Origin of the sequence: Brevundimonas phoenicis (assembly GCF_047237745.1) — a bacterium.
Lineage (GTDB): Bacteria > Pseudomonadota > Alphaproteobacteria > Caulobacterales > Caulobacteraceae > Brevundimonas.
Window position 1 is genome coordinate 1,878,058 of the sequence record NZ_JBDFLN010000001.1, and the last position, 14,555, is coordinate 1,892,612.

Annotated in this window: 11 protein-coding genes; 1 reads left to right on the forward strand and 10 read right to left on the reverse strand. The window is 62.1% G+C overall.

The genetic code is table 11. The features are described 5' to 3' along the window. Positions 1 to 71: 71 nt before the first annotated feature. The 7 genes from ABC419_RS09325 to ABC419_RS09355 form a co-directional block, all read right to left on the reverse strand. A complete protein-coding gene (locus tag ABC419_RS09325) occupies positions 72 to 713 on the reverse strand; it encodes a methyltransferase family protein (RefSeq protein WP_025977020.1) in 642 nt (213 codons plus the stop codon). After that, a complete protein-coding gene (locus ABC419_RS09330; RefSeq protein WP_234288684.1) occupies positions 710 to 1,285 on the reverse strand; it encodes a cation efflux transmembrane domain-containing protein in 576 nt (191 codons plus the stop codon). Before ABC419_RS09330 ends, ABC419_RS09325 begins: the two co-directional genes overlap by 4 nt. A gap of 23 nt (positions 1,286 to 1,308) precedes the next feature. Next, entirely contained in the window at positions 1,309 to 4,530 is a 3,222-nt protein-coding gene (locus ABC419_RS09335) for an efflux RND transporter permease subunit (RefSeq protein WP_025977018.1), read from the reverse strand. An 11-nt stretch (positions 4,531 to 4,541) separates the two neighbouring features. After that, a complete protein-coding gene (locus ABC419_RS09340; RefSeq protein ID WP_312164783.1) occupies positions 4,542 to 5,744 on the reverse strand; it encodes an efflux RND transporter periplasmic adaptor subunit in 1,203 nt (400 codons plus the stop codon). Beyond that, entirely contained in the window at positions 5,744 to 6,997 is a 1,254-nt protein-coding gene (locus ABC419_RS09345; protein WP_312164780.1) for a TolC family protein, read from the reverse strand. Before ABC419_RS09345 ends, ABC419_RS09340 begins: the two co-directional genes overlap by 1 nt. Before the next feature lie 56 nt (positions 6,998 to 7,053). Then, complete coding sequence (locus ABC419_RS09350; RefSeq protein WP_312164776.1) at positions 7,054 to 7,347, reverse strand: hypothetical protein; 294 nt, start codon at positions 7,345 to 7,347, stop codon at positions 7,054 to 7,056. Positions 7,348 to 7,958: 611 nt separating this feature from the next. After that, on the reverse strand, positions 7,959 to 8,777 hold the full coding sequence (locus tag ABC419_RS09355) for a hypothetical protein (protein WP_312164773.1): 819 nt from the start codon (positions 8,775 to 8,777) through the stop codon (positions 7,959 to 7,961). 56 nt (positions 8,778 to 8,833) lie between these two features. Between ABC419_RS09355 and ABC419_RS09360 the strand changes: the two genes are divergently transcribed. Further along, complete coding sequence (locus tag ABC419_RS09360) at positions 8,834 to 9,085, forward strand: helix-turn-helix domain-containing protein (RefSeq protein ID WP_312164770.1); 252 nt, start codon at positions 8,834 to 8,836, stop codon at positions 9,083 to 9,085. Positions 9,086 to 9,521: 436 nt separating this feature from the next. Here the strand turns inward: ABC419_RS09360 and ABC419_RS09365 are convergent, their stop codons facing one another. The 3 genes from ABC419_RS09365 to ABC419_RS09375 are packed head-to-tail and all read right to left on the reverse strand — an operon-like array spanning position 9,522 to position 14,471. Continuing rightward, positions 9,522 to 11,831 (reverse strand): hypothetical protein, encoded by a 2,310-nt coding sequence (locus tag ABC419_RS09365; protein ID WP_412877628.1) that lies wholly within the window; start codon positions 11,829 to 11,831, stop codon positions 9,522 to 9,524. Then, a complete protein-coding gene (locus tag ABC419_RS09370) occupies positions 11,821 to 13,302 on the reverse strand; it encodes a tyrosine-type recombinase/integrase (protein ID WP_412877627.1) in 1,482 nt (493 codons plus the stop codon). The genes ABC419_RS09365 and ABC419_RS09370 overlap by 11 nt, the downstream gene beginning before the upstream one ends. A gap of 2 nt (positions 13,303 to 13,304) precedes the next feature. Further along, on the reverse strand, positions 13,305 to 14,471 hold the full coding sequence (locus tag ABC419_RS09375) for a tyrosine-type recombinase/integrase (protein WP_412877626.1): 1,167 nt from the start codon (positions 14,469 to 14,471) through the stop codon (positions 13,305 to 13,307). Between the last annotated feature and the right edge of the window lie 84 nt (positions 14,472 to 14,555).

Sequence of the window (14,555 nt, forward strand, 5' to 3'; positions counted from 1 at the left end):
CGCAAGGAAGGCGAGGGCCGCAAGAAGCGCCGCGAGAGAGGTCACAAGACGCTGGCGTTCCATGCTCCGTCTCAGGGCAGTTGGAAGATGACGCTGAACCAGCCGAACTGTTGCAGGCCTTCCAGCAATTCGAACAGGGGCAGGGCGAGAAGAAAGACCAGGCCGTCTCTCAGGGTGCGAAGGAAGAAGGCGGGTCGGACGGTGAGTTCCGCCTCATCGCGCCACAGACGGAGATCCGGAAGGAAACGCGGCGTCCGGAGGCGGTACCGTTCATAGGTCGCGCCAAAGGCGCCGGCGAGGAAGCGCTCCTCCCTTTCGACGACCGCCCGGAAGACCCCCCAGCAGGCCAGGGCGAACACAAGGCCGATGGTCAGGCTGCCCGACATGGCGCCGACGCCGAAGGCGCCGATGAAGCTGAAGACGTAGAGCGGATTGCGACAGAGGGAATAGGGGCCGTTCGAGACGATCTCCTGTTTCTTGCGACCGCCGATGTAGAGGGAGCACCAGGCGCGGCCAAAGATGCAGATCATGATGGCGATAAGGCCGAGGTGTTCGACGGGGTGTTCAAATTCGGGGCGGGCCCTGACCAGGGGCGTCCATGCCAGGAGAGCGAAAAGGCCCGCCAGGATGAAGAGCTTGCGCCATTTCTGGACGCCCTGGATGTCGATCGGGACGGCGGTGCCGTCACGCCCGTGTTGTTCGGGAAGATTCACGAGATTGCTCCTTCAACTGCGACGCTGCGTGCGTCGCGGAGGATGTCCATTCCGCCCTTGAAGGCGATGCCGGCGACGATCAGGCCTACCGCCAGATCCGGCCAGGCCTGATCCATGACCATGACCAGTCCGCCGGCGACGAGGATGCCCCCGTTCGAGGCGAAGTCATTGAAGCTGAAGGTTCGCGCCGCCCGCAGGTTGACGTCGTCGCCGTCTTGACGCCTGAGCAAGGCGAGGCAGATCAGGTTCACGGCCGCCGCGATGACGGCCAGGCCCATCATGGTCCAGCCGACCGGTTCGGTCCCGACGATCCAGCGCCGTCCGACGTCCAGCAGGACGCCGGCGGCGAAGATCAGCAGCATGATCCCCGACAACCGGGCGGCGCGGGTTTTCCAGATCATCGCCCGACCGACGGCCAGGAAGCTGATCAGATAGACCGCGGCGTCGGAGCCGTTGTCGAGCGCGTTGGCGAGGAGGGCGCTGGAGTCGGCGAACAGGCCGCCGACTCCGAGACCCACGAACAGGAGGACGTTGAGCGCCAGCACGACGAGAAGCGTGCGACGTTGAAGCATCTCCTGTTCCTGGGATCCGCCCATCAGTCCTCGATCCCTTCTGCCTTGCGATGACGGACCGCCTTGGCGGCGAAGGTCGGCAGGACCAGCAGCGTCAGGGCCGTGGCCGTCAGAAGGCCGCCGATGACCACGGTGGCCAAGGGTTTCTGGACGTCAGCGCCGGCTCCCGAAGCGATCGCCATGGGAATGAAGCCGACGATGGCCACCAGGGCTGTGGTCAGGACCGCGCGCAGGCGGCTGAAGGCGCCGAAGAGGGCGGCGTCGTGCGGGTTCTGTCCCGTCTGAAGCCGCTCTCGAATGGCCTGCATCAGCACCAGACCGTTCAGGGTCGCGACGCCCGACACGGCGATAAAGCCGACCGCCGCCGAGACCGAGAAGGGCATGCCCCTGAGCAGGAGGGCGAGCGCCCCGCCGACCAGCGCCAGAGGCACGCAGGCGAACACCAGCCCTGCCTCCGCGAAGGATCCCAAGGCCATAAACAGCAGGATGCCGATCAGGACGAAGACCACAGGGATGACCAGGCCCAGCCGCTGTTCGGCCCGCTTCAGGTTCTCGAACTGCCCGCCCCATTTGAGCGAATAGCCGGTCGGAAGCTTGACCTGGGCGCCGACCCTGTCCTGGGCGTCCCCGACGAAGCCGCCCAGATCGCGGCCGCGCACATTGGCCTGGACCACCATGCGGCGGCTGCCGTCGTTGCGACTGATCTGGTTCTGACCCTCGGCCACCTGGATGCGGGCGACCGAGGACAGGGGCACCGTCAGGCCGGTCGAGGTCGTGACCGGCAGGGCGGCGAGGGCGGCGGGATCGTTCCGCTGGGCGTCGTCCAGACGGACCACGACGTCGAAACGGCGGTCGCCCTCGAAGATCTGCCCCGCCTCGGCGCCGCCGACAGCGGCCGAGACCGCTTCCGACACGTCCGCAGCCGCCAGGCCGTAGTTGGCCGCCGCGAAGCGGTCGACGCTGACCGTCAGGGTCGGCAGACCTGACGCCTGCTCCACGCGAACGTCCGCCGCGCCCGGTGTGGCGCGCAGCGCGTTGGCCACTTGGTCGGCCGTCGCCTGGAGCTGGGCGAAGTCGTCGCCATAGACCATGACGGCCAGATCGGTGCGGACCCCCGAGATCAGCTCGTTGAAGCGCAGCTCGATCGGCTGGCTGAACTCGAAGCTGTTGCCCAGCTGGGTCGAGGCGGCCTTTTCGATGCGGGCGATCAACTCCTCCTTCGGCAGTTTCGGATCAGGCCATTCCTTGCGGTTCTTCAGCACGATGACGGCGTCGGAGATGTTCGCCGGCATGGGGTCGACCGCCGCCTCCGCGGTCCCCGTTCGGGAGAACATGGTCTTGACCTCGGGTTGGGCCTTGATGACACGCTCCAGCGCCATCTGCATGGCTAGGGATTGCTCCAGCGAGGCCGAGGGCACGCGCAGGGCCTGCATGGCGATGTCGCCTTCGTCCAGGGTCGGGATGAACTCCCGGCCGAGCGTGGTGAAGGCGACGCCGCCGATCACGAGGGCGCCGACTGCGGCGGCGAGGACCACCTTGGGGCGATCGACGGCCGCACGGATGGCCGGTTCGATCCAGCGGCGCGCGTGGCGCAGCAGGAAGGTTTCATGCTCCAGGGCTTCTCCCTTGTCATCGACATGGACGGTCTTGGGTTCGCGCACGAGCAGGGCCGTCATGGCCGGGACGAAGGTGAAGGAGAAGATGAAGGCACCGACCAGGGCCAGCATGACCGTGGCGCCCATCGGGATGAAGGTCTTGCCCTCGACCCCTTCCAGCATCAGCAGGGGGGTGAAGACCAGCAGGATGATCAGCTGGCCGAAGGCGGCGGGCTTGACCATCTGGCGCGCGGCGCTGGCGGCGACGCCCAGACGTTCGTGGCGGGTCAGGGCGCGGCCCACATCCGCTCGGCGCTGGCTGAGCATGAGCAGGGTGTTCTCGACCACCACCACGGCGCCGTCGACCAGCAGGCCGAAATCGAGGGCGCCGAGGCTCATCAGGTTTCCGCTGATGCCGAAACGGTTCATGCCGATGACCGCGAAGAGGAAGCTGATCGGGATCATCAGGGCCGTGATGGTCGCCGCGCGGATGTTCCCCAGCAGCAGGAACAGCACGACGATGACCAGCAGCGCCCCTTCGGTCAGGTTCTTGGCCACCGTCTTGATGGTGGAGTTGACCAGGGCGCTGCGGTTCAGCACGGGTTCGGCCACGATGTCGGGCGGCAGGCTGGCGCCCACCTCCTGGAGCCGGTCCGCAGCCGACTGGGCCACGGTGCGGCTGTTTTCGCCCGCCAGCATCAGGGCCGTGCCGATGACCGCCTCATGGCCGTCGCGGCTGGCCCCGCCCAGACGCGGCGCCTGGCCGATCTCGACCACGGCCACGTCGGCGACGCGGACGACCAGGCCGTTGCGGTTGACCACGGGGGCCTGGGCCAGATCTTCGATGGTCTGGGCCAGGGCGTCGGTGCGGACGGTCAAGGCTTCGCCCGCCCGTTGCACATAGCCGGCCCCCGCCTGGTTGTTGGCACGGTCCAGGGCCTGGATCAGGTCGTTGAGGCCCAGGCCGTAGCCGGCCAGGCGCGCGGGGTCAGGACGGACAGCGTATTCCTTCACATACCCGCCGTTGACGTCCACGCCCGCCAGGCCCTTGGCCGTGCGCATGCGCGGCGCGATGATCCAGTCCTGCACGGTGCGAAGATAGGTCGCCCTCGCCTGGGGGGTCGCCAGCCGCTCGCCGTCGGGCGTCAGATAGGCCCCGTCGGGCTGCCAGCCGGGCTGGCCGACCCGCGCCTTTTTGGCGTCGAAAGGCTTGAAGTCGACCGTCCACATCAGGACCTCGCCCAAACCCGTAGTGATCGGGGCCAGACCGGGTTCGACGCCCTCGGGCAGGTTTTCGCGGGCTTGGGCCATCCGTTCGGCCACCTGCTGGCGGGCGAAATAGATGTCGGTCTGGTCGGTGAAGATGACCGTCACCTGGCTGAAACCGTTGCGGGTCAGGGAGCGGGTTGATTGCAGGCCGGGAATGCCGGCCATGGCCGTTTCCAGCGGATAGGTGACCTGGCGCTCCATCTGTTCGGGGGCCAGGGCCGGGGCCACGGTGTTGATCTGCACCTGGCGGTTGGTGATGTCGGGCACGGCGTCAATCGGCAGCTTAGTCAGCTGGAACAGGCCCCAGGCCGCGACCAGCGTCGTGGCGAGGACGATGAACCAGCGGAAGCGGACGGACGCCTCGATAATGGCTTTGAACATTGTCGCTCCCCCTAGTGGCCGTGCTCGGCTTCGCCCTTGGCCAGTTCGGCCTTGAGCAGGAAGGCGTTGGTCGAGGCGACGCGTTCGGCTCCGGTCAGGCCGCGCAGGATCTCGGTGGAGCCCCCGGCCTGACGGCCCGCGAGGACGGGCTGTGCGCGGAAGCCGTGATCATTCTGGACGAAGACCACGGTGGCGCCGTCGACTGTCTGCACCGCTTCGGACGGCACGGTCAGGGCGCCGCCGGCAGGATTTCCGGTGACCACGGCGCCGGTGACGGGCGAACCCGCCGGCGGCAGGCCGCCGCCGTCCGGACGGGCGCGGATCACGGTCGCGCCGCTGTCCTGCAAGCCGGCGTCGGCCGCGACCCCGACCACCAGGGCGTCGAACTCGCCCTGTGGGCCGGTGACGCGCATGTGTGAGCCGACACGGACCTGGGCCGCCAGTTGCGGCGGGGCGTTGAAGACGAGTTCGACGCGGGCCGGATTGGTCACCTCGGCGACCACACCGCCCTGGGCCACGAAGCCGCCCGGGCCCACCTGGACGTTGGTGACGACGCCCGAGATGGGGCTGACCACGCTCATCCGGCCCGAGGCGTTGGGCGAGCCGGCGGCCGTCGCCCGCGCCCGCGCGGCGCGGGCCATGGCCTCGGCGCTGGCGGCCTGGGCCTGGGAGGCCTCGACCTCCTGACGGGCGACAACGCCCTGGTCGGCCAGGTTGCGGTTGCGCTGGAAGGCCTGGCGGGCCGCCGTCGCCGCCGCCGAGGCGGCGTCGATATCGGCGCGCAGGGCGGCGCCTTCGCCGCTGACGAGGCTGGCCAGGGGCTGGCCCGCGCGGACCGCCTGACCGGGCGCCACCAGCACCCGCTCGACGGTGCCGCCGACCACGGCGCCGACCGCGGCGCGCGCGTCCGTCATGGCCTCGACCCGGCCGGACAGGCGCGTCTCGCCGCCGCCGCCGCGGGACACCGCCACGACGGAGATGCCGGCCGCCTTGAGCTGTTCGGCGCTGAGCTCGACCACGCCTTCCGGGGTCTCGCCTTCGTTGGCGTGGCCCGCTTCGCCCTCGGCCTGGTCCGCGGCCTTCGGCGGAGCGGCTTTTTCCGCCTGCGTCGCCGTCGGCTTCTGCAGGGTCATATAGAGCCCGCCGCCGCCCAGAAGGACCAGGGCGGCGACGCCGCCGATCAACAGGGTCTTGTTGGATGTCTTGAGGCGCATCAGGAGTTTCCTTGGAACGGGGCGCGGCCTTCCAGGCGCGCCAAATCGATTTCGGCGCGGACGCGCGAGAGGCGAGCGTCGACGGCGGCGGAGCGGGCGTTGATCAGGGCGGTGCGGCTGACGCGCAATTCGAGCTGGGAGATGCGTCCGGCGTCTGCGCCGAGCCGCGACAGGCGGTAGGCTTCTTCGGCCGCCTTCACCCCTGCGTCGGCCGCCGAGACACGGCTCCCGGAAGAGGCGAGGCGGGCCGTCGCGGCCGACCGGTCTGCATTGGCGTCCTGCCGCGCCTGGAGGACGCGGGCCTCGGCGGCGCGGAACTCGGCTCGGGCCGCATCAATATTGCCGCGGTTCCTGTTAAACAGGGGCAGGGGTAGGCTGAGGCCGACGGTCAAGGCGGTCTCGTCCTCCAGGCCGTACCGGGTCACGCCGACGCTGGCGGTGACGTCTGGTCGGCCGTTGATGCGCTCGACCTCGATGCGGCGCTCGGCGGCCGTGGCCTCCGATTCCGCCACCCGAACCGTCGGGGCGCTGTCGACCGGAGTCGGTTGGACGCTGACTGCGGCGTCGAGCAGGCTGGCCTCGATCGAGGTGGCCGGAGCGGGCAGCATGGCGACAGCAGTCAGTCGGGCGAGGGCGGCCTGGCGTTCGGCCTGGGCTTCGTCCAGGCGGGCCCGGGCGGCGGCGGCTTCGCTCTCGGCCTGGACCCCGCGCAGGAGAGGCTCGCGTCCTTCCTCGACAAGGGCCAGGGCGGCGCGCGCGTCCGCCAGGGCCAGGGAAAGACCTTCCTCGGCCAGTTGGGTCCGGCGCTGGGCCGCTTCGGCCTCGGCGTAGGTCAGGGCCAGTCGGCCGCCGGCGTCAATGAGGGTCAGGTCGCGACGAAGAGCCGCTGATCCTGCTTCGGCCCGGGCGACGTTCACTCGCGCCGGCCTGCGCCCCCACAGTTCGAGATCCTGGCTGAAGGAGAGGCTGAGATCAGCCGCGCCGAAACCAGAGTAGGGACCAGAGCCGCCGACATTCTCGGCGGTGAGGGAAAGATTGGGATTGGGCCGAACGCGGGCCTGTCGAACACGGGCCTCGGCGGCGTCGACCAGGGCGACCGCTTCGGATGCGGCCGGCGTCTGATCCAGGCGGGCAAGGAGTTCGGCATAGGCGGGCGCAGGCTCGGCCCAGGCCGGCCCGGCCGCAAGGGCGGCGAGCACGACCAGCGAGCAGCCGGCCGCGAGGCGCGGCCGACGACGAATTGTCGGAGACATGTTTGGACTTCCAGAATTGATTCAGAAGGAGGGCGCGCGAAGGCGCAGTCTTCTGATCAGGCTCTGGGAGGGCGCTTGAGGCCGTTGGGGGCGAAGGACACGGTCGTGTCGTCGCCGGGGATCAAGCGCGGGGCAGGCGCATGCGGCGCCGTCACGTCGACTTCAGGGATGGCGTGACGCTCGCTGGCCGTATGGTGGCAATGGCCGTGTGCGCAGGCCCCAGGTTCGGTGCCCTGGCCGTCATGCGTATCGCCGGGATGAGCATCGAGCACCTGCTCGAGAGCGGGGATCTCGGGGGCGCAGGCTGCGGCATCGGTCGCCGGAATCACGGCGAAGACGGCGATGACCAAGGTCAGCGCCGCAAAAATTTTCGCCAATCTGATTATCGACCGAGACATCAGGGCGTAGCTAACGGTGTCAGGCAACCATGGCAATCTGTTATAAGGTTCGCTTTGGAGCCGACTTATCTTGTTCGATACCTACGCATGAACAACCTCGGGCTGGGCAAGGCCCCAGCACAGCCCGTTCCAGTCTTCAACCGCGCTGAAATCCAAATCCAGACGGCTTGGCTGTGCCTTAAGCCCTGGTCGAATCATCCGCAGATCATTTCTGGCAGCGGTTATTAACGATGCTAGGACGCCAATCCCTGACAGGCGAGTGCGTCGGCTACCTTATTTACGGAAGTATCAACCTTCTCTTGTTGGTGCAGCTTTGAACGTGATCCGAAGCCCAGCCGCTTTCCATAGAGTAACGACTGTAACGAATGGTGGACTTCGCTTGCCGGAGAGGAGTCCTATAACTCTCTGTGGCGTCAACCCTGCTGCTTTCGCTACATCCCCCAGCAACCCAAACTCCTCTAAGTCCTCGATAAAACACAGCAGTGCGGCGCTTGGATCTTCTGAGGCAAGAGCTGCGTTCATTCGCGCGGCCATGTGAAGCTGAACGTCGTGAACCGGCGTCATTACAGGTTCTTATATGCTTCGGTGTCGATATCTTCATGCCACTCGCTGAAAGCTGCAAAAGGATCACCTCCGCGTGGTTGATGTGCAGGTTTCGAACCGGCGCGTCTAGGAACGCTGTTCTGATCGGCTTTTGAAGCCCCTTCAGTCTCGGATGCCGTTGAGGCCCGGCGCCCGGTCGTTGCCTTGCTTCGACCCGCCATCGTTACATCCCTAGGGGAAACGCTCCGCCGATTGGCGATCATGACGACTTTGGTAGCAAACTGCCGTGCGGCCTCGGAGATCGGCTCGTTCATGAATTTACCCGTGCTCGCGGCCTGCGAAGCCAACGCCAGAAATGCAGCATCCAACGCCTGGCTATTGCGAAACGCATCGCCCCCCAAATGGCGCATCAGCGAGTACTGGAATCCTGCAATCTCGAAATACATACCGAATATCCGTCCGCGCCCTGGATCCGTACGCAAATAGCCTAGTGGTAGTTGGGGCGGCGGCATGGGAGGACCTCCGCTAGCGAGATTACTAACTATGACGTCATGATGCTGGCCGGTGATTTGGCTGAGCGCTTCGATCCGTTCAGCTAGCTCGGGCGATGGCGTGAATTGTATGGCGGCCACATCGATCGGGATGGCCAACCATGTTGGGGATGGTGCGACTAGCTCGACTGCGGCGCGCATCGAGACTAGGTCCGCAACGTACTGGGGCAGCGAGATACCCTCATTACGCGCCATCGCAGACAATTCACCACAGGCCGAATTGGCCACCAGAACCGTCCAGGCTGGGGAGGTGTCGGCTTCAGAACCCGGAGCATCAGTGAGGACCATGGAATGCTACTTAACGTCTGTCGACGTAAAGTCATCATCCATCGACGTTCCCGCTCATGTCAGAGGGGAGAGGAGAGGGGCTTCGCAATATCGTAGCGGCTAACGTGCGCCGCTTGCGTCGCGCCAAGCAGCTAAGCCAGGAAGACTTGGGCGCGGCGTCGAACCTCCACAGAACCTATGTGGGCTCTGTCGAGCGATCAGAGCGCAATTTGTCGATCGACAGCATTGGCGCTTTGGCAGACGGCTTGGGCGTCGAAGCCTGGGTTCTGTTGCAGCCCCAATCTGACGATATGGCCGACGGAAGTTGAGCAACTTCGGCAGACGGAACTCCGCCCAACTCGCGTAGCTGCTTGAAGGCTTCGCTATAGACAGGGAAGTGCTCCTGCCATGCGGCGGCTCCCCCGAGGCGACCGATGGCGAGCAATGATGCCCGAAGCCCGGCAATGAGCAACTTGTTCTGATCCTCCAAGTCCCGGACACGGGCCTCGGCGGCGCTCAATCTTGCCGCGGTTACAAGTGGTCCAGACTTGCTTAGCTTTGAGGCGTGAACCCTCACCGCATTCTGCCGACGCCGGGCTTCTTCAACGGCATTCTTCAGCATTGAAGGCCTCGAAAGCGATGACGCAAAGGGGAAGTGACTTTGGGCCTTACGCGACACCGCGTTGAAGGTGATGGTCTCGTCGAGCAGAATCATCTCTTCGAGAATGCGGGCCAGCTCAACCTGCTTTGGATGTGGGGGCTTATTCATTCAGGTGGCAAATAGCGACTGTTAGAGCTAGGGAATACCTTCTCGCCAGGAGCTGCGTCCAACGCCGCATTCACTCCAGCGAGCCGTGATTCCGCATGCTGCATCTGTGTTTGAAAATGAGGGGCGCGGCTCTCAGTTTGCCTCAGCCTATCGATATGCACCTCAAATCGGCGCTTCAACGTCTGCAAGTTGTCCTGTTCCGCTGCCGCATCGGTCCGAACCAAGTGCGAGCAGCTATTGAAACACTCGAGATGCTTCAAACACGGACTGGCAGCGAAGCTATTAAGGCAAAATCCGTAAGGTGTAATATGTAGAGATCCAGCTTCAGCATTAAGGTATTCAAATGCCGCTTCATCGCCCATGATGGTTTGAAGCTCCAGAAACCGCTTAACGACAGGGCCCTGGATCTTTCTACTGCGTATCAGATCGAATGCCTTGCGCGCTTTCGGGCCTAACATTTCGTCCGCCAGACGTGACTGTCCCGGCTCCATCTCCTCGAGGCGTTCAGATACAGACCGATGGTCATAAGTGTAGCTCTGAGCCACCGAAGTGCGATTGAAGCGCTTCGTAATGATGGTGTCAGCCACGCCCAACTTGAACATTTCAGTGGTCTGAAAATGTCGCAACGAATGAGGGTTTACTGAGAACGATCTAGCCTGCTCGCTCTTGCCGTACTTTTTGAATATGAGGCCCGGATTCTTCCCGCCCAACTGTAGCTCTAGGTCTGCTTTGTCTGCCCTTTTGACCGAAAAATACCGGTCGATATCGACAATCGCATCGTACTTTTCTTCCGCGATGATCTTTCCAGGGAGCAGAAAAAGGAAAGCGTCGCTACGCAGATCTTTCTCGCCGAACTGCACTACCCTCTCGTCTGGCAATTTAAGTTGAAGATGATCGCGTGCGTAAACTTCCATGTCGCCTGCGCGAATATAAACACCTCGTCCGTCATTCCTCTCCCTCAGAGCGAAACTAAATAGTTCTCCTCGGCTGCGTCGGAGAATCGGTCTTTGCAACGCAGCTTCCATGCGACGGAAATATTCCCGGACCTGCTTGTGTTCTCCGCTCTGGTGAACGTGGTGGTCTTGATGATCGCGCATTTCGTTCAAAATTGCGGGATCATAGTTGGAGCGATATTTTGAGCGCAGGTCTGCTGGGATAGGCTCCTGGGACGTCTGCATAATACCAGACATTCGGCGATAAGCTTCAGCCCACGGGAGAAGATCGTCGTTAGACAGTCCGACAAAAAGCCGTTGTTCGGCGTGTTGGCGCTGCAACATGAGCCTTTGTGGCGCCGTTGCGCGAAGGACGGCTGCTACAGATTCTCGCACAATAGGAGCGAGCAGGCTCGGCGCGTGATGCAGAGCTTCGACGAATTCTTGTCCCGGTCCATCCTGATGCTGCTTCTCAGCAAAATGAAGCAAGCCGGTCCCTGGCTCCGGTGGGCCGTATATGCGCGGATGGGGCGGGGTGTCATTCCTGTTCACGAGTGTTTTTTCGGGCAGGAGAATTAACTCTCCAACTCTAAATCCAGTTACAATAAGTAACCTTGCTTGATGGAATCGAATGAAATCTGAAGTGGTGCGCGGAGTTTCGCTGAACACAATCCGAACTAGTTCCGCCAAATCTTCCTGTTCAGGAAGTTTGTCCTCAAAATGACGAATGCTTAGTTTTGATCTAAGGGAGTCAGGCCTCTTCGTGTCAATCTGACGCCGCGCCACCTGAACGAGCTTGGCCTCCTGTTCTTGAACGAGCGCCTTATCCGGATAGGCGGAACAATATTGGGCCAGAGGTCGGCGTTCGGCTAACTGAAAAGCATCAAACCAGCCCGATATCATCCCCTTTAACAAGCGAGCCCACTGCCCCGAAGTGCTCGCCATGAGCCCAACATTGTAGGCCAAACGCACCTGATCGGAGGTTATTTGCGAGGGCGATGCTGACCCTACGCAGCCAGCAAGAAGGCGGAAGGGGTTGCCTAGGTTAGAGATCCCGTTGCGGGGCTTGTTTCGCTTTACGAAAAGATCGTGCAGCAAAAGCGCCTTGTAGAGTTCGATCCAATCACGTCCCATGACGGCAGGCATAACCTCACCAGACAGCGTTTGGAGCGCCGCCGCACCCGACCCGAGAGTTCCGAATGTCGAGAGGAATGCGCGCTCTCCAGCGCCATGCTTCGCCGCAGCGCGCAAGTCCCACCAGCTCTCGCGAGGGATGCGCCCGTCCTCCAGATCGTATGGAACCTCCCAGTCCAACTGATGATCGATTGCAATCTGCTGCGCGCGAAGGATGAAAGAGTCCAGTTCAGACGGCATGTGATGCATTAGCACTCGCCATCCCGACGACCTCTTCTATGGCTTCGAGCGTGACACGGAGTTGCATCATCGCCGGACTAACGCGATCGATAAGTTGTGGTTGGTCAAATGAGCGCACGACATCCCGCATTTCGACCAGCAATGTTGCGTGCACTTCGGGCTCAGCCACAGGGAGAAACTTGTGGCAGGTATAGCAAGCTAGGACTGGGTTCCTCTGGCATGACGATTGCCCTGCTTGGCAGGCGCCGATCCCCGAAATCGGGACGCCATGAGGCATCCCTGAAACCTGCTGATCAAGTGGCCTTGAGAGAAGCTGTGCGGCCGAAATCATGTCGCCACGGGCCGCAGCAGCGACGCCTCGATATGTGGGCGAATAGCCCAACGCCATATTCACCAGTTTGGCCTGGTTCTGAGACGCTGCAAAATACACTTGGGCGGCTGTCGTATCTGTATGCCCAAGAAAATCGCTCAGAGACTCGTGTGAAATCCCAGCGTCGACAAGGCGTTGAGCGCTGGTGTGCCGAAGGGATTGGCTTGAGTAGCTGGTCCCTGTGATTTCCAGCAATGCGTCGGCGATCAAAGTGCCGATTCGCTCTGGTGCTACGCCAAAGAACTTGGCCTCATCAGCCGGACGGCAGGCAATCCATCGCCGGAGGATCGGTACCCAACTCGGCTGCATTCGCCGCGTCACCAACCTACCGACTTTCTGACCGCGCTGCTTCAGCAGCTCGACACGTATATGCAACGCGTCGTCGCTGTGAAAAGTAAAGTCAGACATCTCGAGCGATGCAATTTGAGTGCGCCGAAGACCGAACTGGAATGACAGGGCCAAAATGGCCGCAACCCGAATTCGATCTGAGTCCGCATTGTCTAGGTTACGAACCGTTTGGTCGATAAATTCTACTATCTGGCTTTGCGAAGCGGTGGGAAGAAAACTCGAGGCGTCTCGCACGCCCGCATATTTATCTAGATCGTGTCCAGGAAGCGCGCGAACAAAATCCAAATCGGCGGGATGCCAACGTCCAATTTCCCAAGCACACGCGAAACGTATCGCAGATCTTATCGCAACAGCGTCATGCCTAGATAGTTGATCTCGGAACTGGTCGATCCAGAGTTTTTGAAACTCGTTAGGGGTCGAAGTCGCAATCGCAAACACTATCGCGTGAAGCTTTCCTTCATCGCGCAAAGCTATATAGCGATGACCGTAGTTCATTACGGTTGCAACCGAACCTTCAGTTAACCTGTCAGCTAAATGCGCCCGGATAAACTGATCGATCCATGGGTGATCAAAGCTCAATCTGAGGTTTCTAATACCTCCATTAATGTGCAGTGACCACTCGCTCAGAGCGGGCTGCTTAAGCGTCACATCTTTGCGGCCGTAACGATCCCTGTACCTGACCAGGGGCGGCATGGCCGGCAAAGCAGGGAGGGGAGGGGGCTGTTGATCGAGCGGAAAAAGTGAATACTGCACCACTAGCTCCACACTCCGCTTCGCAACGCTGCCAGAGTGTCATCGAAACTTTCGTTCCACATCTTTGCGTAGCGTGGCTCGAAGAATGCGCGAGCATAGTGAAATGGCATTTCTGAACCTGGAGCCCACCCCATAAAGGGGCGAATCCTGCGCCCTATTTCCTCAAACTCCATCCCGCTATCCGAAAATCGTTGATACCTGACTACAGCTGCTGTGTGTCGAAGCGAGTGGGGCGAGAGTTGGTCATTAGCTCGCGCGGCCAAGGCATTGCGCGCCTGAGCAGAAAGACTCCGTTTGATCTTCAGGAATATCTCATTGAGAGACTGCTTGGATATCGGAGCCCCTTCCTGCGAAGAGAATAGGTACCCGTGCGCCGGGTCACCGCGATAATGAACGATATAGTTGTCAATCGCGGCTGTAAGTGCTCTCGACAGCGGCAGGTCGCGGCTTGCCCAATGGTTCTTCAGTTGTGGTGAACTGGATCGCCGATCTTCGTACTCTGGCGGGCGAATACTGACCCAAAAGACCTGTTCCCCCGTGCGAAAATCGAACTCATTCTGAAGGCTATCGGGTGTAAGAAGAAGCAATTCACTGCGACGCAAGCCAAGCTGGAATAGCATTAGGGCTATGGCATAGTTCCGCCACCGATTTGTCTCGGTGCGAAACGGATTTCTCTCGCTGTCGGGATTCACTATGTCAAACACATCTTCCAAGACAATGGCAGGCAAGGATTTTACTTGGAGCGATGCGGTCGCTGCTTTTGGCTGGGCGCGTAGCTGCGAATAGGAGCGCTGAAGACGCTGCAGGTCCTTCGATAGATCTCGAGGATCGGCCCCGTTAATCATGCTCAGGACACCGAACACGAAGCGCCTTTGGAGCGCCCATCGCTTCTCCGGTACCGCTCGAGACTGATGACCTATCAAGGCAGACGAGAGTACGCGTTGGATAGCGCTAAGATCCGCAGCAACCAGCGCTTGATCGAGGTCGACTGGCGGGATCAGGCGTTCGGCATCATGATAGAGCTGGGATATAGCTAAGGCATGTTTTTCGCGCGTTGCGATGGCCTGGTGGGCGTTGAGAAAATCAAGCCATATCGTTGCAGCATAGCGAGGTAGTCCGAGCGCATCGGTGCATACCGGACCGCGCAAGGATGCTGGGATCAAACTCATACGCAAAAACACACAACCAACCGTAGCTGTAGTAGCTTCAGCAGGATTAGATGGGAATGATCAAGGGCATACGTGTCGAATGGA